The organism is Nostoc sp. TCL26-01 (assembly GCF_013393945.1).
Lineage (GTDB): Bacteria > Cyanobacteriota > Cyanobacteriia > Cyanobacteriales > Nostocaceae > Trichormus.
On sequence record NZ_CP040297.1, the window covers coordinates 3548715 to 3573638 of the forward strand.

The following is a 24924-nucleotide window of genomic DNA, read 5'->3' on the forward strand; positions in this document are numbered from 1 at the left end:
CAGTCCTTAATAATACTATCTCTTTATTGTCTTTATACTAGAACAATAGTACTGTTTTATGGCAAGCAAGGAGAAACTTTATTCCCATTTTATTACGTACATCAGTAGTTTTACAGCACCAATTTACACTTGCTCTTGCTTGGTTACGATTTTTCTCCCAAGTAATAATTTCAAATTTCCAGAGCCTTGTGTTTACCTGTTTTTGTTACTGATTATAGATGCGATCGCTCCTCCGATTTGAAATCCACAATGTACTTTTTTGCCACGATAAGTAATCAGACAGAATTAATTACACAAGTTATTTCCTGTAACCTGTAACCTGTAACCTGTCCCCTATCTCTACATAAGAATTTAATTGTGTTCAACTACTTACCACCCCGATTTCCTTATTATGAACAAGCTTATCATCTTCGGTAGACTATTAGATATGTAGAGCAAGTCCGCCAGTTCTTAGACTCTCTAAAGGTAGGGCTGATTCTTTGTGGCAAGAGAAAATTCAAGACCTTGATAATTTCGTTCCTCGGTTATTTTTTCTCTAATTAGCTAACGCATAAATAAGAGTCTGATTTTTCTCTGCGGAACATGAATTAGCCCTACCTCTAAAGATAGATTGGATGGTAAAGGCTGGTCTTTTGATCGAAGTAAGTGTATATATTTCTGAAGTTTCTTCGTTACTGGATAATGTAAATGTAGACTGTTTGTGTTCACTGTTTGTTCACCCTTTACATCACTAACGAACAACTATGACAACTTCTAATAATGAACCCCTCGTAACTAATGTTGGAGCCGAACTGAATGGTAGTTTGAGCCTTACTGGTAATTTGAGTGTCAATGGCAACGTAGGCATTGGCACGACTTCTCCAGAGGCGAAACTAGATGTTCAAGGGATTATCCGAACTTACAATAAAGATACCTCAAACGCTACTTGGGACAATATACAGATTTGGTCTGATGGAACTCACGGACATATACAGTCTAACGGGGATGAGAACGGGTTACAAATTAAGTCCAATACTGGTGGGAAAATCATTTTAGATAGCGACGTAGAAGTCAACGCTAATCTCAAGCTGAAATCCGGTGTGGCAGTAAATGAGTTTTCCAATAATGAAAACCTTGGCTACAGCGATACTCACGTGCCAACCCAAAAAGCAGTGACAACTTATGTCGATAATAAGATTAATAACCTCGAAGCGAAGATTAATAACCTCGAAGCGAAGATTAATAATCTCGAATCGAAGAATCATGACCTCGAATCGAAGATTAATAACCTCGAATCGAAGCTTAATAGTATAGACTTCAAAAACTTAGATGTAACAACGCTTAGTGCCAAAAAAGTAATAATAGGAGGGAATGGATATCATTTCATATTAGAGACATACCTAGACAAGGAAGGTAATCATATTGATGGAAAGAGAGGAATAGTATTAAGGAAAAGGGGTAAATTTCCACAAGGGTTTCTTGTTGAAGAAGATGGAAATATGACAGAAAGAATAAATGTACATAGCTTGTGGTATGAGGACGAAAATTGAGGATAGCGCGTCGTTGTTGATTGATGAGTAAGAGGTTGTTTGAAAAGTCTCTAGCAATGTATCAAATACTTTTAGATCCCCCTAAATCCACGCCAGTTCGCACAACGAGGGAAACCCCGGCAAGCGACTGGCTCTCCTTAAAAAGGGGACTTTAATAGTTTTCCCCCATTTTTAAGGGCGGATAGGGGGGATCATCCAGTGCTTAAAATCACAGCCAATCACTTTTCAAACATCCTCTTATATAAAAAACTGTTCACCCTTTTTTGTTAAAGAAAAGTGCAAGAACATAGAGTTATCAGGCTGAAAAACTTTGCATGGTCAATTTTTTTGGGTTCTAAAAAATTGGACTCAATCGGAAAAAACTGTTACCTGTTACCTGTTACCTGTTCCCTACTGCCACGAAAGGACTTTTTCAGCAAGCCCTACTTACTCACAAATACAAAACCGCGAGTCTTCCTAGAGACAGAATCTACTGTATTCATAGCCTGCCATAAGTCTGCTGTCTTCACCCAAACGGGTGGATATTTATAACGGGAAACATCCATAATTAAGAATCTATCTGTCTGCTCATTGTATGCGGCTAGCGGTGAAATGTGACCGCCTTTTTCTTGCCCGATTTCTTTGCGTAAATAATTAATGATGACAAAATTTCCCTTTTGTTTTAAATTCTCTGCTGCTTGTTGGCGAAACGTTGCTAAATTGGTATCACCAGCATGATAAACTTTTGTGCTAACACCATAACTAGCGGTTAATCTGCCCAATTCTGCTAAAGTCATTCCTTGCCGAGAAACTTCATCAGCAGTTAGTACAGCTTTAGTTTTGTCGTTACTAAAAAAGTTGTCTTGAGTGAACACCCGATAAGGAGAATATTGTGGTGTTTCTGGTGCAGGAATGCCCAAGCTATTTAGCACCATGATCATACTAGCCACGCCACAAAAAGCTTGATTATTTTGGGTGACAAATTGCATACTTAAGGGAAAAAAATCTTCTCTGGAACGACTTGTGAGTAGTAATTTTTCTCCCTCTGTAGAGTTAAATCCAATCAAATTAGATGTCAGTGGGAGAGTTTGAGCTAGAACGCTACTACTAGTAAGGAAGAATCCTAGAATTGCCGTTTTGATAGATTTTTTAAAAATATTATTCATGGTTTCCGTGGAATGATAAATTATCTTACAGATGCTAAACCTTTAGATTTACGAAACTCTTTAACTACGTCTTTAATATCTTGTAATTCACCTTCCACTAAATAGTTAAGTTGGCGCATTTCGTCAGCCGAAATCTTGCCAGTAATTTGAGCGATCGCTTGTTTTAATTCAGGGTATTTTTTTAAAGTTGCTTGCCTCACAATTGGTGTAGCTTCATAGGGAGGAAAATATTGTTTATCATCTTTTAGCACCACCAAACCTAAACGAGCAATTTGTCCATCTGTGGAATTACCTGCTACCATATCCACTTGTTTTTGGAGCAAGGCTCGATAGATTAAACCCAAGTCCATAATTTGCGGTGGTTTAACAAACTGTAAATTATAAGTCTTAGCTAATCCCGGAAAACCATCATCTCGTTCTAAAAACTCATAGCCAAAACCGCCACGCCATTGGGGCGTATATTGGGCTGCTTGTGTCAGAGTCTGAATATTATAACGCCGGGCATCATCCCCACGCACAATAATGGCGAAGGTATTTTCAAAACCCAAACTAGGCATTACTTCTAATTGAAATTTTTCCGCATATGCTTGTTTGAGTTTTTCATAAAGCACTTGAGGATCGTTAATTGTTTTCTCCTTCAAAATCCCCGTATAAGCTGTACCTGTATATTCAATATAAGCATCAATCTTGCCAGCAGTAATGGCACTGTGGCAAACAAAAGAACCCCCCAAACGGGGACGACGAGTTACTTTTAAATTCGTTGTCTCTTCAATTTGTTGCGCTAAAAACTCGCCTAAAATATCTTGCTCAGTAAAATCTTTAGAAGCGATAATCACATCACCATTACTACTAGTTGTCTTGGCTGTGCAACTAGCGATCGCCATCACCAAACTACAAACTAATAAACACAAGAGCAAAAATCTTTTCATGTTTTCACATTCAATCTTTTCTCTAATAAGCCAATGAATAAATCAGCCAACAAAGCAATTACTGCCGCCGGTACAGCCCCAGCTAATATTAATTGATTATTGACTACCGCAATCCCGCGAAAAATAAACACACCCAAACCCCCAGCCCCAATAGCAGCCGCAATAGTGGCAATACCAATGGCAATCACTGTTGCCACTCTCACCCCTGCTAAAATAACTCCCATCGCCAAAGGGATTTCTACTTGCAATAATAATTCTCTATCCGTCATTCCCATACCGCGCCCAGCTTCTCGAATTGCTGGATCTACCCCTGTAATCCCTGTATAAGTATTCCGAATTATCGGCAACAAAGAATACAAAGTTAATGCCACAATCGCCGGGACAACCCCAATTCCCCCAATCACAGGTACAGGAATTAGTAAACCAAATAATGCCAAACTAGGAATAGTTTGCAACACATTTGCTATGCCCAAAATTGGTTGACGTAATTGTGTTTGGCGGGTGATCAAAATTCCTAAAGGAATACCAATCACGATGGCAACACCAATAGCTACACCTACCAAAAATAAATGTTCTAGTGTGTGCTGGAGAATTTCTGGTGCATACTTAATCAAAAAGAAATTTTTCATAAATTGCCTGGCAATGAACGCAGACATTGCATAAAGGCAAGACTTTCTGGATGTTGAGAATTCATAAACTCATCCTTCGTTCCTAATACTACCAATTCTCCTCCATACATTAAACCAATTCTCGATGCTAAAACAAATGCTTCTTGAATATCATGAGTCACAAACACCACAGTTTTACCTAACTCTTGTTGCAACCGCCGAAACTCTTGTTGCAATTCTAACCGGGTGATGGGATCGAGTGCGCCGAAAGGCTCATCCATCAACAAAACTGGCGGATCTGCCGCTAAAGCCCTAGCCACACCCACTCTTTGTCTTTGTCCACCTGAAAGTTCGTGGGGATAACGTTTAGCAAATTGTCCTGGATTTAACCCTACTAAATCCAACAACTCATAAACCCGTAGTTTAATTTGTTTAGCTTGCCACCCTTCTAAACTAGGGACTAAACCCACATTCCGTTCCACAGTGAAATGAGGAAATAAACCAGTCTCTTGAATCACATAACCAATTTTCCGCCGCAGCTTAATTTCATCCCATTGAGTTGTAGAAATTCCCTCAAATAAAACTTCTCCTTGCGTGGGTGTAAATAGGCGATTAATTAACTTCATTGTTGTAGTTTTGCCGCTACCACTACGTCCGAGTAAGACTAACGCTTCTCCCTGGTGAATGACAAAATTGAGATGAGAAACTAGGGAACGATGGTTACGGCTAAAGGTGACATCACGGAATTCTATATTCATGGGTTTAGTGGAATAGGATTTACCCTGATTGATACTGACTTCTGACTCCTGGGTGCTGAATTCTTAGATTAAATTAACCATATACTTGACGACGGGCTGCTGCTAAAATGAGACGTTGTTCAGCACGAGCGATCGCTTGATATGTCCGCTCTACTGCTTCTGGTTCTACGGAAATTGAGCTGATACCCGACTGAACCAATTGATCAATGATCTCCGGATAAATCACTGGTGCTTGACCGCAGATAGAACAAGGTATACCCGCAGTTTTAGACATTTCCATGAGTTGAGTAATTGCCCCCATCACAGCCGGATGGCGTTCATTTAAAACTTTGCTCAAGTCTCCTTCTTCCCTATCTACACCCAGTAGCAATTGTGTCAAGTCGTTAGTTCCAATCGATATTCCCGCTACACCCGCTTTGACATATTCTGGTAGCAAAAACAACACACTCGGCACTTCCGCCATGATCCACAGTTGGAACTTTGGCACTCGGTTGAGGCCAATTTGTTCGACCTTCTGCCGACAGAAAGTAAATTCTGCGACACTGCGAACAAAGGGCAATAGGAGATTTATATTGTCATAGCCGGCTTTTTGGGCATTGGCTATGGCTGCTAATTCTACATCAAACACCGCAGAATTACGCACATAACTAAATGTACCGCGATCGCCTAAAATTGACTGAGATGAAGATTGGATGTGATCTGAGGATAATTCCGGCGATCGCCAATCCAAGGAACGATAGAAAACTGGGCGTGGGGCAAAAGCACGGGCAAACTGGATAATCTGCTCAGACCATTGCTCTAATAATTCCGATTGTCTGCCATTCAATAGCCACAAGTGAGGATGCTGTCCTTGCAGTAAAGGTAATAGCATCAATTCTGAGCGCAATAATCCTACACCATCGACAGGCAAGTTCTGTACTTGCTCAATCAAGCTGGATTGGCTCAAATTTACCAGCAATTGAGTAGCAATCATTGGTGTTTGCCTATTCACTAAAGGATGGAATGATGATGCAATCTTGCTGGGTTGATGTTCTATGGTTAATGCTTCGTCTACTTTAATACGATAAACTTCACCGCGATCGCCATCTATCAGCAATCGTTCTCCATTTTGAATTAATAATGTGGCATCTGTGGCACTCACTACGGCAGGAATACCCAATTCTCTAGCGAGAATGGCGGCGTGACTCGTCATTCCCCCCTGTTCTGTGACAATTCCCACAACTTGTTGTAGTCGGGGTAGCCAATCTGGAGTAATTTTGGGTACGACTAAAATTACTCCCTTGGGCAATGGTTCTGTTTTTGATGGTGAATTAATCACCACTTGAGCATTTGCACTCACCCGTCCTCTAGCTGCACCCACACCTTTGATAAACTGTAAATTGGGAATCACAGATTGGGGATGACTAACTTGGGTAATGTAAAGACGGGGGATAGAGTTAGCCTCAGCTATCGTCCACTCAATAGCAAAGTTTTTCCCCAATTCACCGCCTAATTGATGTCCTAAAGTAATGATTTGTGATAGATATTCTTCTGGTAAAGCATAATCTTGTTGCTGAGTTTCCTCTAGTACATATGCACCAACACAAGTGTCACCCACCAGTGCAGAGTCTAGAGCAAAATCACTACCCAGGCGATAAGCCAGCATTTTATTACCCAGATGCCGTTCTAAGACAATACCAGTTTCTTGTTGAATCTGGTACGTATCCGGTACGACTTCGCCTTGAGCCAAAGCCATCCCCAATCCCCAAGTAGCCGAGATTTTCCAGCCTTCGGAGTTGGCTACTAATGAACCGCTAGCGATCGCATTTTGGACTGGCTGGACTAAAATTGCCAAATTGACTTTTTGTAAGTTCACCCCCATACGCTGCCAAAAGACTAAACTTCTGGCACGAAATAGTTGACTCCAGGTATGCTTAAGAGCAGAGGCGATCGCAGCTTCATCACAATGACAAAAAGTTGCATCCAACAATCCCGTCGTATTCCCCATCTTTTGAGTTACGGTCGCTACTGCTAGAGTCGGGCGCAAAATTAAGTAATCAGTAGACCATTCCCTAGCCGCCATGAAAACTGCATTGACAAACTCAGATGGGACATTTGCATTCACAATTTCCTGACGCAAACGACCAGCTACCTGCTGGAGTTGTCGCCAATTGGCTACATCCAAGTGTAAAGAAGAATTCGGTAAGTTAGCGACTAATGACTCGGAACTGTTGAGAGTTTCTAAGAATAACCGCAAAACCTCTTCTGGAACAACAAAACCAGGCACAACTGGGTAGCCACGCTGTTTGATTTTGCTTAAATAGAACGCTTTGTCACCTACTTTGGCGCGGTCTTGCAATTTAATTTGGTCAAGCCAGTAGATTTTGTCCACTCAATTTTTTTAGTTGTCAGTTGTCAGTTTACTGCTAAAGCTATCAAATCCCTGAAATCTTCTCAGATACTATCTACTACCTGTTCGCCAAGCAAAGTATTTTATATGTAAGCTGAATAATTGTGCCATCCTAGTAATACTGCACAGACTTAAAAATGTTTCGAGAAAGTTGCCAGAACTACAAAACTTAAAAAGCTTGTAATATCATTATTTCTGCCATTAATCATGAGGATACCTCTTTTGGATATCTCACCACTTTATGCAGTACCAATAAACTTATGAATAATCTTTGATTAAATCACATATAATAAGAAAATAACATAAAATATACTTAGCTCTGCGTCTATATATTCATTTTGTCAAACACTTATTATATTGCTCCCAATGATTTTTTGAACATTCTGTTACGGCTTTGTCTGGCTTTGCTAATTGGAGCAATCATCGGCATAGAACGCCAACTACAGCGTAAACCAGCAGGCTTAAGAACTCATATGCTGGTCAGTTTCGGTTCAGCCATATTTACTGTTATACCTCTGCAAATAACCAATCCACAATCAGATCCGGAAGTGATTAGCCGAGTAATTCAAGGAATTGCTGCAGGTGTAGGGTTTCTGGGTGCTGGCGAAATTGTCCGCGAATCTTCTCAAGTATCAAAACGCCCAGAAATTCATGGACTGACTTCAGCCGCAGCCATTTGGGTTTCGGCTGGTTTAGGAATTGCGGCTGGCTGTGGTTTATGGCAATTGAGCTTAACTGGCTCCATCCTGACCTTTGCCATTCTCAACTTTTTCAAAAGATTAGAATAATATATAGGACTTACCCACTCAACCAATAAACCATAAAAGAGGGTGGCATAGCAAATATCCGTAGGTTAGGTGGAGGCGCACAAGCTTTGGTATCTGCTACACAATTAGTAATTTATATTGCGCCGTAACCCAACAGGAAGTAATATTCATCGTAGCGACATCATTAGAGGACGTTTGAAAAGTCTGTTTCTTTGTCATGTTGAATGCAGCGTAGCGGAATGAAACATCTCGGTATGTGCCACAAAACCTAGATTCTTCCTGACGCGGAGCGTAAGGAAGAATGACATTTTTATACCTACTGAAACTTTTCAAACACCCTCTTAGATTGTTCATTTTCCCGATATCATTTGTTGGGTTCCACTACGTTCTAACCAACCTACAAAAAAGGAAATACTTATGACTAATTAAATAATTGTAATGCTTTATCAAAAGCTGGTTCGTCAGATTTAATTTGGATGATTGATTTGACTAACGAGATAAATTCCGCATCAATTTTGCTGTCATTTTCGATTGTTTTACTAGCTGCATAAAAACTAGCATCATCCATACTTAATTCATTAGTAGTTCCCGTTTGGAGTTCTGGTCTTTTTCTTTCCCAAGATAATGATTTACCTCGGAAAGTAAATTGAAACCACGATATTTCTTCACAATCAAATTCAAAGAAAATATCAAAATATGGTTCCTCACCTTGAAACCAAATTCTGCTGTTACCCTCAGCTTGATTTTGTTTGAGTAAATTTTGCTCGATTTTTCGTAATGATTTAGCAAGTGATACTATTTCACTTTGATTAAGAATATAGTCTGTATCTCTCATATCTGACTAGTAATTTTTAAGCTAATTTAGTAGCTTCCTGTAGGATATTGGGAATTGCTAATTTCTCCTGCCTGAACAAAGAGAATTTGCGAAGAATTTAACCACTGGGAATCAAAAGAACTGAGATGAGTGGTAGTAATTAAAGTTTGAAATCGGTCTTGGATAGCATCAAGTAGTTGATTTTGGCGGGATGGATCTAATTCAGCCAAAACATCATCGAGTAAAAGCAGAGGCGACTCCTGAACAACTTCTTCAATTAACTGTAACTCTGCTAGTTTAAGTGCTAGCACGAGTGTACGTTGCTGACCCTGAGAACCGTATTGACGGGCTGGTGTTTGATTGATAGTTAATTCTACTTCGTCCCGATGTGGCCCTACCAGAGTAGTACCACGGTACAGTTCAGGAACGGCACGTTGCTGTATTTTGTGGAAAAAGGCTGCCTGTACATCATCGGCATGATTTTGAGTTAATGGTATATTGGGGGCATAATTGATTTGGAGAATCTCCGTACTACCACTGATGCTGGCGTGCCAAGCAGCTGCTAAAGGGGCAAGTCTTTTGAGAGCGCGATCGCGTCTTCTGATGACTCTTGTACCTGTGGTTACTAGTTGAGCATCCCAAAGGGCGAGGGGTGAGTGTTGAGTGCTGAGGGGTGAGTGCTGAGGGGTGAGTGCTGAGGGGTGAGTGGGGAGTGGGGGGTTTTGAGTTTGTTTTAAGTAGGCGTTGCGTTGGCGTAATACTTGGTTGTACTGTTGCAAAATATGAGCATAAACTGGCTCAAGTTGAATTAAGAGGGTATCTAGCCAGTTGCGGCGGACTTCTGGACTACCACGCACCAGTTCTAAATCTAAACTGGAGAATTGAACGGCATTTAGCACACCGAGAAAATCCATTTGTCGGCGCAGGGATTCGCCATTCAGCGCCACTGTGCGGCGGCCATTGCGCCTGAGAGTTAAGCTAAGTTCACTCAGACCGGTTTGTCGCTCTAGGGTGGCGTTAATCTGGGCTATGGGTGCTTCATCTTGGACTAAATCACGATCGCGTGCCATGCGGTGCGATCGCAATGTTGCGAGTAACTCTACAGCCTCCAACAAATTAGACTTACCTTGAGCATTATTCCCCACCAAAATTGTTTTGGCAGCTGTAAACTCAACTTTTTGCTCTTGGTAGTTGCGAAAATGCCGGAGGTGGAGAGTTTTCAGGTACATAAAAAAGAGTGGGGATATGCAGCAGAATTAAAAACGCCAAATTCAAAACTCAACACAGAGAGATTCCTCATTTTGAATTTTGAATTTTGCGAAAAGTTGCGTGCGGAGAGAACTTGCGTGCGGAGAGAACTTGCGTGCGGAGAGAACTTGCGTGCGGGGGTTTCCCCCGTTGAGCAAAGTTCGGGGGGTTTCCCCCGTTGAGCAAAGTTCGGGGGGTTTCCCCCGTTGAGCAAAGTTCGGGGGTTTCCCCCGCCCGGCAAACTTTTCAAGACGAATTTTGAATTGCTAGACAGTCCTTTTACCCATAAAACGGAAGAAGAGTTTTTCTAATTCCACCCAGACAAACATTAAGGCGCTAAAGCCGATACAAATTGCCAATTCTTCGGGAGTAATCCAGTGAGTACCGAAGAAATCGCGCAGGGGTGGGACGTAGACGAGCATGAGTTGTAAAATCGTTGTCACAACCACTGCTCCTAGTACATAGGGATTAGAAACAGGATTCATCTCAATGGTAAGTTGGTTATTGGAACGAATAGCGATCGCATGACCCATCTGAGCAATACATAGAGATGTGAATACCATTGTTTTCCATCGGTCGGGGGAGAGTCCTGCACCTGTCACCGCATGGGAATGATGGTATGCCCATTCCATGAGGATAATGGTGATGATGGCAAAGACAATGCCGATGCGAATCATGTAGGAACCCAAACCCCTGGCAAAAATGCTTTCACGAGGGCTGAAGGGTGGACGCTTCATTACGTCTGGTTCTGGGGGTTCCACAGCTAAGGCGAGGGCTGGTAAACCATCGGTGACTAAGTTCATCCAGAGAATTTGTAAGGGGGTGAGGGGAACACCGCCTAATCCTAATAGTGGTGCGGCAGCAATTGTCAGTACTTCACCGATGTTACTCCCCAGGATGTATTTAATAAAGCGGCGAATATTGGTATATACTACCCGACCTTCTTTAGTGGCAGTAACAATGGTAGCAAAGTTGTCATCTAGTAACACCATATCACTGGCTTCCTTACTGACATCTGTGCCAGTAATACCCATAGCAATGCCAATATCAGCTTGTTTCAGGGCTGGGGCATCGTTGACACCATCCCCTGTCATGGCGACAAATCTACCCCGACGTTGTAGGGCTTGGACAATGCGGAGTTTGTGTTCGGGGGCTACTCGTGCATAAATGCTTACCAGGTCTACTTGTTGTTCTAGTTCTTGGTCACTCATGCGTTGCAGTTCTTGACCTGTGAGAACTCTATCACCTTCCTGAGCAATACCTAAGTCAGTGGCGATCGCTCTAGCAGTCAGCTGATGATCACCAGTAATCATCACGGGACGAATACCTGCTTCCCGACACTCTTGCACGGCTGCCCGGACTTCGGGACGTGGTGCATCCAGCATTCCCACCAAGCCCAACCAAACTAATTCTTGTTCTGATGTCTCATCCGAGCCTTCTGGGGGGACTTCTCTTAAAGGTTTATAAGCAAAACCCAGTACTCGTAAACCTTTACTTGCCATTTGGTCATTGGCTGCCAAAATTTGCTGGCGTTGCTCATCGTTAATAGAATCTGAGTGTGAACCTAATTGCACAGCTGTACAACGTGCCAAAATTAACTCTGGGGAACCTTTAGTAAACATAACGTAAGGTTCGCCATTGATGAAGTTAGCGATCGCTGGATCAACAGCTGTCATTGAGGGTTCACCTGTAGCTACTTCCTCCACTTGAGAAATGACGCTCATGCGTTTGCGTTCGGAGGAGAAAGGAAACTCGCTGACACGGGGTAACTTGTAGCTCCACTGGTCTTTTTCAATACCCGCTTTCCCTGCCAGGGTGACTAATGCCCCCTCGGTGGGGTCGCCTAAAATCATCCATTCACCCTTTTCTTTTTGCAGTACTGAGTCGTTACATACGGCACAGGCGACTAGTAAAGCGGAGATTTCGGGATAATCTTCTACAGAGATATTTTGACTATCTAACTGAAACTCACCTACAGGGGCGTATCCTTCCCCGGTGACGCGGAAAGTTTGATAGTTCGTGTAAACCGATTGCACGACCATTTTATTCTGGGTCAATGTACCGGTTTTGTCAGAACAGATGGTGGTGACAGAACCCAAGGTTTCCACGGCTGGCAGTTTGCGAATCAAGGCGTTACGCCGCACCATGCGCTGAGTTCCCAAGGCCAAGGTGACAGTGATCACGGCGGGTAAACCTTCCGGTACTACAGCCACAGCCATACTTAAGGAAACTTCTAACAAGTCTTGGATGTTGCTGAAACCCCTAGCCTGAATCACGCCGCCAATGACAACGATCGCGACTAAAATCAGAGAACCCGTGACGAGGACATTACCCAGTTGCGTCATCCTCTGCTGCAAGGGTGTGGGTTCACTTTCCACCGCTTGCAACATGGCAGCAATTTTCCCCAATTCCGTCGTCATGCCAGTATTTGTGACTAGCACCTTGCCCCGTCCTTGGACGACTTCTGTACCTTGAAAAACTAAATTTAAGCGATCGCCTAAAGATGTATCTTCCGGTAGTTGTAAGATTGCTTGTTTATTAACTGCTTCCGCTTCACCTGTGAGGGCTGACTCGCGGATTTGCAAATTCGACTGTTCAATCAAGCGCCCATCGGCAGATATCTGCACCCCAGCCTCTAGTAGCATGACATCCCCTGGAACTATGTCTTTTGCTGCCACATCTACCAGTTTGTTATCCCGCAGCACACGCACTAAGGGAGAAGCCAGTTTTTTCAGGGCGGCTAGGGCTTGTTCGGCGCGACTTTCTTGGACATAGCCCAGGATACCATTGAGGATGACAATTGCTAAGATAGCGATCGTATCTTTAAAAGGTATTTCTCCAGGCTTGAGTTGGCCTGCTTGCCAAGCTACAAAATCTAAAAATCCAGAAATAAAAGCCACCGCAATCAGCATCAATAACATAATGTTCTTGAACTGATCGAGCAAAATCTCCCAAGCACTACGGCCGCCATTTTCCTCTAGTTCGTTGGGACCGTATTTTTGCAACCGTTGTTCGACTTCTTCGGTTGTTAAGCCACTGTCTGCATTGCTATTGAGCAGTCCTAGTGCTTTATCAACTTCCAAACTATGCCAAATTGCGGCATTTTCAGGTAGAGAGTTAGCAGACATTGTGTAAGTTACAGGAAATGATTACAGAATTCGATCATAATTTAGTGATGGACGGAAAACCATCTACTAAAGTTACATTACAACTATTGCCAAGCTGTATAAGTATTAGATATGGTTGTCGGCCAGTACTAATTTTTTCTGGTGATTAAAACCAAGGTGTCAGGTGTGGAGAGCCGGAAAAATTGTAATTTTTTATACCCTACCCTATAAATAATAGGGTGACAAGCTCTCAACAAAGCGGAGATTGGTAAACCATTGGTGGCGGTTTCCAGAAAGGACTAATTAACCAAGACCTAACACCCCATACCCAACACCCTGCTTTTTGGCACATATGTATTATCTCTTAGGTAAGAGTTTTTTGTAAGACATTGTACTGATAATAGTGATGAACGTCCATTTTCAATTTAGGTGATGGCTATCATGCCACAATTAATTTTCGGCGTGCTAAATCGGCAAATAATATGCTTAATATAAGTTTTGCACCCACAAGTTTGACCGCTAGCCAAATGTCAGGGCCAAAAACAATTCGACCGTTGACTGCTGCTACTTTATGCGGCATTGCTTTCATCCAAGATAGACTCATCGCCATTGACTCTCTAAAGGGACATTTACTAGAAATTGACCCGGAAACTGATAATAGCAAGATTCTCAATCCCCACCAAGTTCGAGAATTTACCGAAGTCACTGGTTTAGCAGTTTGGGAAGATACACTCTGGGTAACTCGCGGTAACAGTGTTTATTTATCCAAGCTGTCATCTTTAGGTTTGGAACATTTTGTGACGTTACCTTATAGTGCCGACGGAGTAGCCGTTTGGGAATCAACAGTTTATGTCAGTTGCCAAAGGCTAGGCTACATTGTGATTTTTGACCGGGATACCCGGAAAGAAATTACCAGATTTTATGCCCCTGGTGTTGGGGTAGAAAATTTGGCTGTGAATCGGGATACCCTTTGGGTTTGCGATCGCACTGAACAAACAGTCTACTCTATGGATAGGGCCACTGGGGAAGTCAGATTTAGTCTGTTGACCCCATTTGAAGCGCCTACAGGCATAGCAGTACATTTAGATAATCAGACCGGTAAAGAAAGTCTTTTTGTCGCTTATGCCTCAGAGGAACCCTATATTCGGGATAATCCCAACGCTGACCCCAATCATGAATTAACATACCGCGATCGCACTTTTATTCATCCCCTGTATTATCATCACGAGCCAGATCAACACTATGCTCTCTCCAATGGCTACCTGATAGAAATGTCCTATGCTGAGGAAATTTCACCTTTAGAGGAGGTATATTTACCAGAGGTAGAATGGCGTATTGCTTTGCCTTCAGAAACTGAACGGCAAAAAATCAAACAAATTGCACCCATTGGTATACCTTTTACTGAAGAAGTAATTGATGGGCAACGTGTCGCTGTATTTAGATTTGACTCTCTCACCCCTGGCGAACGTCACATCTTTGGCTGGAAGGCATTGTTGGAAGTCCGAGGCATTAAGTATCGCATCACACCCAAAGATGTCGAAAATATTCCCGAATTATCCCCAGAATTTCAAACCCGTTATTTGGTGGATGACGATGATTTAGCAATGGATACCCCCATCGTTCGCCGTGCAGCTGATGAAGCTATTGGTTCAGAAACTAATGTGTTGCGGAAAATGTACAGTATCCGCAATTATGTTTACGATGAATTATCTTATGGTATCAAGCCGTACATTGATACACCAGATATAGTTTTAGAACGGGGTGTGGGTTCTTGTGGTGAGTATGTGGGTGTGTTGCTAGCTTTATGCCGTTTAAATGGCATCCCTTGCCGGACTGTTGGTAGATACAAATGCCCTGCCCACGGCGAACAGCAAGGTGTTCCCCTGCAACCAGATTTTAATCACGTATGGTTAGAATTTTACATACCAGGTTTTGGTTGGTTGCCAATGGAATCTAACCCCGATGATTTAGGCAATTATGGCCCTTACCCCACGCGCTTTTTTATGGGTTTATGCTGGTATCACATTGAAATTGGCAAGGGTATTCCTTTTGAGACTTTGAGTAGTCAAGGTGTCAGATTAACTAAAGACGATATCCCCATAGGTGATTTGGCTATTAACCATATTCGGTTTACGATTTTGCAAGAGTTATCTGATTTTTGAGCTATTCCCGCCAGTAGCCTCACGCTGTCAGTTATCCGTAACTCATAAATAATCTGACACAACAACAACGATTATTTATGAGTTATGTTTATTAGCATTATTAGCAGCGATCGCCATTGTTGATTTGCTCAGGAATAGTATGGGCTTTCTCTGCAATACTAATAGTATTAGTAAATTAGTTTAATATTAAGCCTGAAAGAGTGAAAACAGACAGCCTCTTCTATCGCCTATTTCAAGAATTCCCCAGCATTTTCTTTGAGCTAATTGGCAACCCTCCGGAAATAGCCAACATCTATCAATTTGCTTCCGTAGAAATTAAACAAACAGCTTTGAGAATTGACGGCGTATTTCTCCCCACCCAAGACGAAAAAAGCCCGATTTATTTCGTAGAAGTGCAATTTCAATCAGATGTAGACATTTACTTACGCCTAGTTTCCGAAATTTATTTATACTTACGCCAAAACAAACGCCCAAATCCTTGGCGAGGAGTAGTGATTTATCCGAGCCGAGATATAGATACAGCAGAGAAAGAAAATTTTTTAGAATTCTTCCAGAGTCAACGTATCAAAATAATTTACCTAGATGAACTAGGGTCTATTACATCACTACCCATCGGCATAGCTACGATAAAATTAGTCATAGAAGCGGAAGATACAGCCGTTAGCACCGCCAGGGAACTAATCAACCGCACCCAGCAAGCAGAAAATTTGCAACTACCACAACAACAATTACTAGAATTAATAGAGACAATCTTAGTTTATAAATTTCCCCAAATGAGCCGTCAGGAGATAGAAGCGATGTTTGGATTAAGTGAGTTGAAGCAAACACGGGTTTATCAAGAAGCCAGAGAAGAAGGCAAACTAGAAGGTAAACTCGAAGGCAAACTCGAAGGTGAACTAGAAGGTAAACAAAAAGCCAAGTTAGAAGCTATACCTAAACTGTTAGGACTGGGTTTAACTGTGGAACAGATAGCACAAGCTTTAGACTTAGATGTTGCACAAGTCCAACAAGTCGCACAGTAAACACCTCTAAATCAATAGCTCAAGGTATCAGCAACCAAAGGCCTGTTCCTTAGTTGCGACTCTTATAAACTCAGCAAAATCTGTGCTGAAAAGAATTATATTTGAGACATTGTGCTAATATTTGGCGATGCTTGCCGCATTCCATTTATTTAAGAATTGTACCCTAGAAACTATGCACTCTATGGTTTAACTTATGTCCTCCCCTGTTCTGCAAAAACCTACGACTTCTGAGACTGCCTACATCATTCTGTACAATGTCAGTTGGGAACAGTTAGAACAGCTTGATATCGCCCTGGCAGGGACAAGCGCACGACTAACTTATTTAGATGGTATTCTCGAAATTATGTCCCCACTTTCTGACGACCACGAAGATAATAAAAAAACTCTGGCGATGTTGCTGGAAGTTTATATGCGGATGAAGAATATCCGGTTTTATGGGCGGGGAAGTGCAACCATAGGTAACAAGGGAGACAAAACGCGATGCGAACCCGATGAGTCTTATAACTTAGGAACAAAAAAAACTATTCCTGATTTAATTTTGGAAATAACTGTCACGAGTGGTGGAATTAATAAGTTAGAAATTTATCAGCGTTTGCGAGTTCCTGAAGTTTGGTTTTGGGAAGATGGTTTATTATCAGTTTATTGTTGGGAAAGTGACAATTATAGAAAAGTTAATCAAAGTAATTTATTGCCAGACTTGAATTTAGATTTATTAGCAAAATATGCGCTCATATCTGACCAATATGATGCCGTGACTGAGTATAGTCAGATAATAAATAAAAGTGATGTACTGAAGAACCTAGATTTAGACTTTGATAAACCAGCGTTGACGATACATGACAACAGCTACAACCCACCAGAACAAGACGGTGACAAGTGCAAATAGTAATGAACCGTTGAAAGTTCCAGCCCAAGAGACAAAGAGATTTTGATATAGCCAATTGTAAGTACTAGGCGCATTTTCGTCAGTGCCGATTTTAGTTTTCACTAAGATTTTGATTAGTAATACTGATGGGACAAAAATAGCGATCGCATTTAGTCCCATAATTTCCCAAGGCTGACTCCAGCGTCGAATTAACCTCACTTCAATCAGTTCGTAACAAGCTGCTAGCAACAGCAAAGCCCAACCACTCGTAAAAATTACATAGGAACTTGTCCACAGTTTCTTATTAATCGGGAAAACCCAACCCCAAGCCCAACCGACTATTACGCAACCAATGCCAAATAATGCTAAACCGATACTCGTACGTGTTTGTACTGGTTGTTTGCGTATCCAATCGCCAGTAAAATAACCAGCCAAAACACTAGCGATCGCCCCAATTGTGCTAAAAAGTCCTTCTGGATCTCCCAAATTTTTGAACCCATCACCCGCATACAGATGAGCTTTAGGTATAATCAAGCGGTCAACATAAGCCCCAAAGTTACCTTCTCTAGTCAACACCCCAGCCCCATATTCTGGAACCGGAACATACATCATGGCTAGCCAATAACCAATAAGTAATACGCCTGCTAATATCCATTGTCCCTTCCGTGGAAGCTTGAGGACGGCTAAAGATGCAAATAGATAAGTCAGACTTATGCGTTGCAATACCCCCATGATGCGAAGATTATTTATATCAAAAGTCCACACACCTTTATTCCAAAAACCATTCAGCAACAAACCCAATACAAACAAAATTGCTGCCCGCCGACATATTCGCCAGTAGACAGAAGCGGAAGGCTGATTGTCTTGAGTGTACTTGGATAGAGAAAAAGTCATTGCTACACCAACAATGAACAAAAAGAAGGGAAATACTAAGTCAGTTGGTGTGCAACCATGCCAATCAGCATGGGCTAATGATGGATACACATCATCGGCAACTCCCGCCATATTAACGAGAATCATCCCAGCAATGGTAATACCGCGAAATACATCAAGTGAGGTTAGGCGCATGGACAGTAATTTTGTACTTGATGAGTATCTAAACTACCTCGACTCGTGCAGGGAATTAATTAAGTTTTACAAATTAAAGTTGCTACGTGTGGTATCGAGTCAAAAATGTAGCATTTTAACATATATGTATTATGTAAAAGATAGAATATAATTATAAGGTATATATATTTAGAGTACATTTTATGGTAAAAAATCTCAGAGAAACGAACTTTGGTAATTTTGATTAAAGTCAAATTTGCAAAATATTTCTATGGTATTTTTAAAGGGTAAAAAAACTGCGGGAATATCAAATTCCTTACTAACCAATGATGTAGATATTAGTAATATTGATTTTTCGTCCTCAAATTTTTCGAGGCTGAAAAGTATCATTGCTTTTTTCTCATACTTAAATATGAATGGAGAAATTAGTGATGAAGCATTTACGTCTTTAGTCCGCTATGCTTGTTCTATTTTTGTAGAAAATGAGATAGAATCAAGAGTAAATTTCACTTTTGAGAAAAAAATTATTAGTTTATTTCAAACTAAGCTTTATGCTGCAATAAATCAATATATTGCATCAAAATAAAGTTCAATTTTAAAATTTGCTGACTCATCAGTATTTACAGTCTAAGAATTATATGACCAATCAGGAAAATGAGTCTAACAAAGAAACAGGTGAAGAAAAAAATAGTCAAGATAATGAAAGTGGATATATAGATAAAATACCCGAAGAATTAAATAACCTACCACCAGAAGTCAAAAGTGAGATACGAGCATTTTTATCTATGGGACGCTTTTCAGCATCTTCAAGCTCACCAATTTTAGATAAAATTAATCAGCAGCACATAACAAAAATTCTGGAAAGCGTCGAAAAGGATAGTGAAAGAGCATTTCTCGATGCAAGAGAAACGAGGAAGTACAATCTCATTGCAATTTGTATTTTTGTAGCTGTTTTTGTATTTCTAACTGTTTATCTAGTTAATAAAGATATAGCTGTTTATCAAGATATTCTCAAAATACTTATCATATTTGGTGGTGGCTTTGGTAGTGGTTTGGGTTTCAAGATATATCTAGATAGGAAAAATAAATAACTTAATTTTTTGTTATTTATTGTAATATTTTTGTTAAATTAAGAAACGTCAATTAAAAAACCAAATTTTAAATTTTATAACTCTGCTATGGCAATTAAAGTTGGAGACACTGCCCCCGATTTTACTCTACCTGCTCAAAATGGCTCATCTGTCAGCCTGAGTGAGTTACGCGGCAAAAAAGCCGTGGTACTGTACTTTTATCCCAAAGATGATACACCAGGATGTACAGCAGAGTCTTGTGCTTTCCGTGATCAATATGAGGTTTTTCAAAATGCTGGTGCTGAGGTTATCGGTGTCAGTGGTGACAGTAGCGAATCTCATCAGCGATTTGCAGCTAAATACAATTTACCTTTTACTCTCTTGAGTGATAAAGGCGACCAAGTACGCAAACTATACGGTGCAACAGCAGCTTTTGGTTTGTTTCCCGGCCGCGTTACTTATGTTATTGATCAACAAGGGATTGTCCAGTATGTCTTTGATTCAATGTTTAATTTCCAGGGACACGTTGAAGAAGCACTAAAAACCTTGCAACAATTAGCGGCTAAGTAGGTATTGGGGATTGGGTATTGGGGATTGGGTCAATGTCTACCATTTCATCCTCAATCCCTGATCCCTAATCCCCAGTCTCTTTACCTATGAGACTTTTCCGGCATCACAACATTATGGGCTGTTTTGCCGTTTTTACCATTGGTGTGTCCGTTATTGTTCCGGGGTTGAATGACACCGTAACCGCCGTGGTTGCGTTCGTAGATAACGTTTATTTCGCCTGTTTCAGCATTGCGGAACATATAAAAATCATGTCCCACTAGTTGCAGCTGCTCTAAAGCTTCTGTTAACGTCATGGGTGGCATGGAAAAATATTTGGTGCGGACGACTTCTTCCGGTAATTCGGGAGTGCGATCGCCGATTAAATCTGCAACTACTGGTGCTGGTACAATGGTTTCGCTAACTGGTTGAGTTTTCTTATCTTGTCGTCTCTCTTTGTATTTACGCAGTTGTCGGGAAATTTTATCTGCTACTAAGTCAATACTTGCATATAAGTTTTCGCTGCTTTCCTCGGCACGAATCACGCTACCGTTTGCATAGATGGTAACTTCCGCCGCTTGTTTAGGATTAATGCGAGGATTGCGGGCTACGCTTAAATGCACATCCACTTCATTTGTGATGTTCTGAAAGTGGTTAACTGCTTTTTCAATTTTTTGATGCACATATTCTCTAATCGCATCGGTAATTTCAATATTTTTCCCGTGGATGACAAGCTTCATGTGTAAACTCTCCCGCGCAATAGCACAATATTTTGATGTGATTTTGTTTTGAGATGAAAAGAGATTGCGGTAAGTTATATTTATTGCACCAACGCAACTTGTGAACGGTTGTTAATTTACTGTTAGCCTATTTTATCTAATCTAGTTGGCATCTATGGTTATGCCTCTGGTGAGATTTTGCTTTGTTTTTCTACTTCTGATTGCTTGCTAGACAATGAGATAGTTACTCAAGTTTCTCAACTAAGGTGATCTAAGGGATAACTGTTTTGACTTTCTTCTTCAATACAAACTTTACATAACTATATAGTAGTCACTGCTGGTTTGTTAAGGAAGGTTTACTGCTGATTGTCAGAGTAAACAAGTCTTGAAGATGCAAACTATTTATTAGATTCATCAGCCAGTGCAGTCGTTCCCTGTGTCTTGGCGTGATGCTTATTGTAGAGAATTCCTCCCAACACCTGATGTGGTTCTATATTCAAACTAGCACTTTGTATTTCTTATGGCTGATTCCCTTGACGTTCCTTTAAAATCCTTTGCATAGCTTGACAATTTTTGACGCAAAAGTCGGCAGTTGCAATATATTTAGTGGTTAACCCAGTTGATTTTTGGCATGATCCATAGTAATAAACCATACTTAAAGCGTTGTTTTTTATATCACAAAGGATTGATGCCCTATCTAGAGGCGCACACATGGCAGCGATCGCTCTTGCATGAGCGCATCAATAACCCTAATCTAGATGATGTGCTAATCTTGCTCGAACATCCGCCAGTTTATACTTTAGGACAAGGTAGCAGTCCAGACTTTCTCAAATTTGACCCTAATCATAGCCAGTTCGAGGTACATAGAACCGAACGTGGCGGTGAAGTTACATACCATTGTCCTGGTCAATTAGTCGGATATCCGATTTTGAATTTGCAGCGCCACCAGCAAGACTTACACTGGTATTTACGACAATTAGAGGAAGTATTAATTCGTGTATTAGCAGTTTACGGTTTAGAAGGCTCGCGCATTCCCTCTTTCACCGGAGTTTGGTTAGAAGGACGAAAAGTTGCCGCAATTGGCATTAAAGTTAGTCGCTGGATTACTATGCACGGTTTTGCCTTAAATGTCTGTCCTGACATGACAGGCTTTGAGCGCATTGTCCCCTGCGGCATTATTGATAAGCCTGTAGGTAGTTTAGCTCAATGGATACCAGGAATTACCTGTGATGAAGTGCGAATTCAGATTAGCCAGTCTTTTGCAGAAGTATTCGGTGTGGAATTAGTCGAGTCAGTCGGAGGATAATTGTGCTGATGTGGGTAAATTTAACTGTAATTATGTAATAGGTGCGCTCTATTCTAGGCTGAAAATATCAGAAAATTGGCAGAAAACATTTGCATATTTGTGATTTCACTTATGCAAGTTAAAATATGAGTGTTTACCAGCCGCAAAACTAGTTTTTTGGCATTCATCAACTCAAATTATGCCTGTGAATTATCCAATCAATCCACAGATATACGCCCCAGCGTTTACGTCTTTGAAAGAACGTGATAGGAAAGCTTTAATAGAACTGTTTGACAGAGGTGACATTGATGATATTGAAGCGGACGTAAACAGCAATTTATTATTGATGATACCTGAGCCGTGTTGGGAAGACGACCCCTTTGATTTCTTGCGCGAATATCTCTAACTAAGTAGTAGTCATTAGTTATTGGTCATTAGTTATTAGTTATTGGTTCACAATTTGCCAAATCATTACTTTTGACTGTGCCGATTTACTGATTAACAACCTTCTCAATAATTATTGATGATTACTGGGGGATTAAATCGCGTTGGTGGCTGTACTGGATAACCTTGAGGATAAATAGGTGCAGGACAACCAGGATTTACCGGCACATAACCTGGAACGTATCCTGGATACATTTGTGGATAATTAGGCGCATAGTTTGGAACAGGATAACCAGGATTTACTGGAGGCGGTGCTGGGATATAACCTGGATAACTTTGTTGATAAGGTGGAGAATAACCGGGATTTACTGGGGCGTAACCTGGAGTAGTTTGTGCATCAGTTGATACACCGCTTGATGGGGGATAGTTAGGAGTTGTGGAAGGAGAATTAGTTGTATTGTTTTGCGTATTCATGAACGATGAATTAACTGTTGGTGCTGCTTGATTACCAAAATTAATTCCCAATAACTCTTTGATCGCTTGACTAGCCTTTTGATCCAAAATTGGTATGAGGGGTATGGCTAAAGTCTCTTGAGCATTCACAGTAACTATAGCCATAGTTGATATGGCTAAGACAACTACTTTGTTAAGTTTATTCAGTAAAATTGGGAACATACTGAATTCTGACTCCTGACTCCTGAATTCTATTTAATAACTAATTATGAGAACGGATATTCAATACCAATTATTCCAAAACTGATCAAATTTTTGGACTTTAAACATAGGAAAAGTTGATTTTAGTCTTGTTCCAGATTTAATGCCTCATTTAAAACTCTATTGGTAAGTTTTATGCTATCTAAGTAGGTATAATAGGCTGCTACTGGCAATGTCAACACCTCACTCCAAGTTTCTTCTTGTTGATGAAAATTTTGACTTGTTGAGTCTTTTGCCGCATCTATATTGCCACTGATTAATCCTAAACTTTGGGTTTTTAAGATGGCAGGTAGTTCATCAACCAACCTGTAATAATAATCGCCTATTGTCAGAAGATGATCATAAATTTCTCTAGACAGTCTTTTGCCATGAGATTGTAATAAGTTACAAGTTAATGCAGGTATAATATGCCAAGTTTCCGCGAGTAAGTCTTGACTTAATCCAGAGATTTCCGCAGGAATTAATAAATCCACATTACTGAGAAATTCTGTTTCAACAGACAACAACATGACATCAACAACCAACCAATGCTCCTCTACTTCTATATTTGGTTCTTTGACAATCATTACATAGCGTGGCTGAGAGTTACCTGCAAGAAAATTTTGTACAGCATCAGAAAACAAAGTTTGTCGTTCTTGACTTGAGAATTCTAGAGGACTTTCCAGTGAACGTCTCACTTCCCAGATTTCACCGGGCTGTGGAATTGGCATATTGTACTCTTGTCTATTACTCAAGTTAATCAGCATAAATCGTTAATCCCTGTTAGGGAAAATTACTTAACTAATATTTTAAATATTTTAGGATTCAATATATTAGTTAACGAGTGATTATGCCAAAATATAACGACCTATTTAAATCTTTACGAATTTGACTAATAGTAAATTAATTATTACTAAATTTACCATTGCTGTGTTGTGCGATCGCGTGTTACTTTCCGCTTGCTAATTGCTTGCTGTTTGCGCTTAATATGAGCAAATTCGCGTAACCCTAAAAACTCAGCAATCAGTTCTACAAGTTCTTGCCAGCGTTTAGAGACTTCACTCTGACTAACACCTAATTGGGCAGCAATTTGAGTTTGAGTTTTCCCCTCTATCTTTTCTTGCCAAAGTTGGAGGTATTTTTGCTGGGGATATTTTTGATCGATGTGATTAATTGCTTCTATTGCTTTCATGATTAAATCTGCTCGTTCCACTACATCCAAAACATTATATTCATCAGGAATTGTATCTATCAGAGGTATATCTGTCTCAGGTAGGTTGCAGTTTAGACTTTGATAGCTTCTCAATCTTTCTTTTCGCACAAAATCAATAATCTCACATTTAGCTACTGTAGTTGCCCAATGATTAAACTGTTGTATCGCTCCTTGCTGAAACTTACCAAATTGCACAGCTTGAAAAATTTTTAAATGGGCAGCCTGAACAGCATCTTCCCAAGATAAACTCGTACCTCTTGTATATTTACGAGCAATTTTTTCTAGTTTCTGACAATAGTTCCAATCATGCAAAAGTTCTTGATAATAGCACTCTGATTGCTGTTTTGATATCATTTGCCACATCCCTCTTGTTGAGACACTATGGGTCTTGATTTAGTGTTTGTGCTTCAACCACTGTGGAGTCGAACCCAGTTGTCTACAAATCACGGCATATCTGAATAGGACTTACGTAAAAAGTCCTGTCAACCATTACTTATGTTTAGCTCATTTTAACTTTTTGATAACAAGAAAATTAATTAAAATTAGTATTTTCTTGTTTTTTAATAATGAATTTGATAATAATAAAATATAAATCATTTGCTTATTTATAGTAAATATGAATCC

At 40.6% G+C, this 24924-nt stretch carries 23 protein-coding genes; 10 read left to right on the top strand and 13 right to left on the bottom strand.

What is annotated here, in order from left to right; translation table 11 throughout:
• Nucleotides 1–743: 743 nt before the first annotated feature.
• Nucleotides 744–1529 carry a TMF family protein gene (locus FD725_RS15335; protein ID WP_179048917.1) on the top strand — a complete coding sequence of 262 codons (786 nt, stop codon included), beginning with the start codon at nucleotides 744–746 and terminating at the stop codon, nucleotides 1527–1529.
• Nucleotides 1530–1951: 422 nt separating this feature from the next.
• On the opposite strand, the gene FD725_RS15340 is transcribed toward FD725_RS15335, so the two are convergent.
• From FD725_RS15340 to FD725_RS15360, 5 genes are all read right to left on the bottom strand, one after another.
• The gene (locus FD725_RS15340) at nucleotides 1952–2674 is read right to left on the bottom strand and encodes a phytochelatin synthase family protein (protein ID WP_179048918.1); all 723 of its coding nucleotides are present in this window, start codon (nucleotides 2672–2674) and stop codon (nucleotides 1952–1954) included.
• Between the two features lie 20 nt (nucleotides 2675–2694).
• Entirely contained in the window at nucleotides 2695–3603 is a 909-nt protein-coding gene (locus FD725_RS15345) for a glycine betaine ABC transporter substrate-binding protein (protein ID WP_179048919.1), read from the bottom strand.
• The gene (locus tag FD725_RS15350) at nucleotides 3600–4232 is read right to left on the bottom strand and encodes an ABC transporter permease (RefSeq protein ID WP_179048920.1); all 633 of its coding nucleotides are present in this window, start codon (nucleotides 4230–4232) and stop codon (nucleotides 3600–3602) included. Before FD725_RS15350 ends, FD725_RS15345 begins: the two co-directional genes overlap by 4 nt.
• Nucleotides 4229–4969 carry an ATP-binding cassette domain-containing protein gene (locus FD725_RS15355; RefSeq protein WP_179048921.1) on the bottom strand — a complete coding sequence of 247 codons (741 nt, stop codon included), beginning with the start codon at nucleotides 4967–4969 and terminating at the stop codon, nucleotides 4229–4231. Before FD725_RS15355 ends, FD725_RS15350 begins: the two co-directional genes overlap by 4 nt.
• Nucleotides 4970–5042: 73 nt before the next feature.
• On the bottom strand, nucleotides 5043–7340 hold the full coding sequence (locus tag FD725_RS15360; protein ID WP_179048922.1) for a putative PEP-binding protein: 2298 nt from the start codon (nucleotides 7338–7340) through the stop codon (nucleotides 5043–5045).
• Nucleotides 7341–7696: 356 nt separating this feature from the next.
• Here FD725_RS15360 and FD725_RS15365 point away from each other — a divergent pair, with 356 nt between their 5' ends.
• Complete coding sequence (locus FD725_RS15365) at nucleotides 7697–8146, top strand: MgtC/SapB family protein (RefSeq protein ID WP_179048923.1); 450 nt, start codon at nucleotides 7697–7699, stop codon at nucleotides 8144–8146.
• A 400-nt stretch (nucleotides 8147–8546) separates the two neighbouring features.
• Here FD725_RS15365 and FD725_RS15370 read toward each other — a convergent pair whose 3' ends face one another.
• The 3 genes from FD725_RS15370 to FD725_RS15380 all read right to left on the bottom strand — a co-directional run bounded on the left by FD725_RS15370 (nucleotide 8547) and on the right by FD725_RS15380 (nucleotide 13315).
• Nucleotides 8547–8960 carry a hypothetical protein gene (locus FD725_RS15370; RefSeq protein WP_179048924.1) on the bottom strand — a complete coding sequence of 138 codons (414 nt, stop codon included), beginning with the start codon at nucleotides 8958–8960 and terminating at the stop codon, nucleotides 8547–8549.
• 26 nt (nucleotides 8961–8986) lie between these two features.
• Nucleotides 8987–10168, bottom strand: a complete 1182-nt coding sequence (recF, locus tag FD725_RS15375) for a DNA replication/repair protein RecF (RefSeq protein WP_179048925.1) — start codon at nucleotides 10166–10168, stop codon at nucleotides 8987–8989.
• Between the two features lie 285 nt (nucleotides 10169–10453).
• Nucleotides 10454–13315 (bottom strand): cation-translocating P-type ATPase, encoded by a 2862-nt coding sequence (locus FD725_RS15380; protein ID WP_179048926.1) that lies wholly within the window; start codon nucleotides 13313–13315, stop codon nucleotides 10454–10456.
• 461 nt (nucleotides 13316–13776) lie between these two features.
• Between FD725_RS15380 and FD725_RS15385 the strand changes: the two genes are divergently transcribed.
• The 3 genes from FD725_RS15385 to FD725_RS15395 all read left to right on the top strand — a co-directional run bounded on the left by FD725_RS15385 (nucleotide 13777) and on the right by FD725_RS15395 (nucleotide 17364).
• Entirely contained in the window at nucleotides 13777–15456 is a 1680-nt protein-coding gene (locus FD725_RS15385; protein ID WP_179048927.1) for a transglutaminase domain-containing protein, read from the top strand.
• Between the two features lie 200 nt (nucleotides 15457–15656).
• Complete coding sequence (locus FD725_RS15390) at nucleotides 15657–16478, top strand: Rpn family recombination-promoting nuclease/putative transposase (RefSeq protein WP_179048928.1); 822 nt, start codon at nucleotides 15657–15659, stop codon at nucleotides 16476–16478.
• Nucleotides 16479–16671: 193 nt separating this feature from the next.
• Complete coding sequence (locus tag FD725_RS15395) at nucleotides 16672–17364, top strand: Uma2 family endonuclease (RefSeq protein ID WP_179048929.1); 693 nt, start codon at nucleotides 16672–16674, stop codon at nucleotides 17362–17364.
• On the opposite strand, the gene FD725_RS15400 is transcribed toward FD725_RS15395, so the two are convergent.
• A complete protein-coding gene (locus FD725_RS15400) occupies nucleotides 17284–18411 on the bottom strand; it encodes an acyltransferase family protein (RefSeq protein WP_179048930.1) in 1128 nt (375 codons plus the stop codon). The genes FD725_RS15395 and FD725_RS15400 overlap by 81 nt on opposite strands.
• A 250-nt stretch (nucleotides 18412–18661) precedes the next feature.
• Between FD725_RS15400 and FD725_RS15405 the strand changes: the two genes are divergently transcribed.
• The 3 genes from FD725_RS15405 to FD725_RS15415 all read left to right on the top strand — a co-directional run bounded on the left by FD725_RS15405 (nucleotide 18662) and on the right by FD725_RS15415 (nucleotide 20030).
• Nucleotides 18662–18976: a hypothetical protein gene (locus FD725_RS15405; RefSeq protein ID WP_179048931.1), complete on the top strand. Its 315-nt coding sequence runs from the start codon at nucleotides 18662–18664 to the stop codon at nucleotides 18974–18976.
• 52 nt (nucleotides 18977–19028) lie between these two features.
• Nucleotides 19029–19481: a hypothetical protein gene (locus FD725_RS15410; protein WP_179048932.1), complete on the top strand. Its 453-nt coding sequence runs from the start codon at nucleotides 19029–19031 to the stop codon at nucleotides 19479–19481.
• Nucleotides 19482–19568: 87 nt separating this feature from the next.
• On the top strand, nucleotides 19569–20030 hold the full coding sequence (locus FD725_RS15415) for a peroxiredoxin (protein WP_179048933.1): 462 nt from the start codon (nucleotides 19569–19571) through the stop codon (nucleotides 20028–20030).
• Between the two features lie 80 nt (nucleotides 20031–20110).
• On the opposite strand, the gene hpf is transcribed toward FD725_RS15415, so the two are convergent.
• Nucleotides 20111–20746, bottom strand: coding sequence for a ribosome hibernation-promoting factor, HPF/YfiA family (gene hpf, locus FD725_RS15420; RefSeq protein WP_179048934.1), 636 nt, complete (start codon nucleotides 20744–20746; stop codon nucleotides 20111–20113).
• Between the two features lie 610 nt (nucleotides 20747–21356).
• Here hpf and lipB point away from each other — a divergent pair.
• A complete protein-coding gene (lipB, locus tag FD725_RS15425) occupies nucleotides 21357–22031 on the top strand; it encodes a lipoyl(octanoyl) transferase LipB (RefSeq protein WP_179048935.1) in 675 nt (224 codons plus the stop codon).
• Nucleotides 22032–22209: 178 nt separating this feature from the next.
• Entirely contained in the window at nucleotides 22210–22416 is a 207-nt protein-coding gene (locus tag FD725_RS32510; protein ID WP_256871625.1) for a hypothetical protein, read from the top strand.
• A gap of 104 nt (nucleotides 22417–22520) precedes the next feature.
• Here the strand turns inward: FD725_RS32510 and FD725_RS15430 are convergent, their stop codons facing one another.
• From FD725_RS15430 to FD725_RS15440, 3 genes are all read right to left on the bottom strand, one after another.
• Nucleotides 22521–23012 (bottom strand): hypothetical protein, encoded by a 492-nt coding sequence (locus FD725_RS15430; RefSeq protein ID WP_179048936.1) that lies wholly within the window; start codon nucleotides 23010–23012, stop codon nucleotides 22521–22523.
• A 179-nt stretch (nucleotides 23013–23191) separates the two neighbouring features.
• Nucleotides 23192–23818 carry a hypothetical protein gene (locus tag FD725_RS15435; protein WP_179048937.1) on the bottom strand — a complete coding sequence of 209 codons (627 nt, stop codon included), beginning with the start codon at nucleotides 23816–23818 and terminating at the stop codon, nucleotides 23192–23194.
• Between the two features lie 188 nt (nucleotides 23819–24006).
• Nucleotides 24007–24654: a sigma-70 family RNA polymerase sigma factor gene (locus tag FD725_RS15440; RefSeq protein WP_179048938.1), complete on the bottom strand. Its 648-nt coding sequence runs from the start codon at nucleotides 24652–24654 to the stop codon at nucleotides 24007–24009.
• Between the last annotated feature and the right edge of the window lie 270 nt (nucleotides 24655–24924).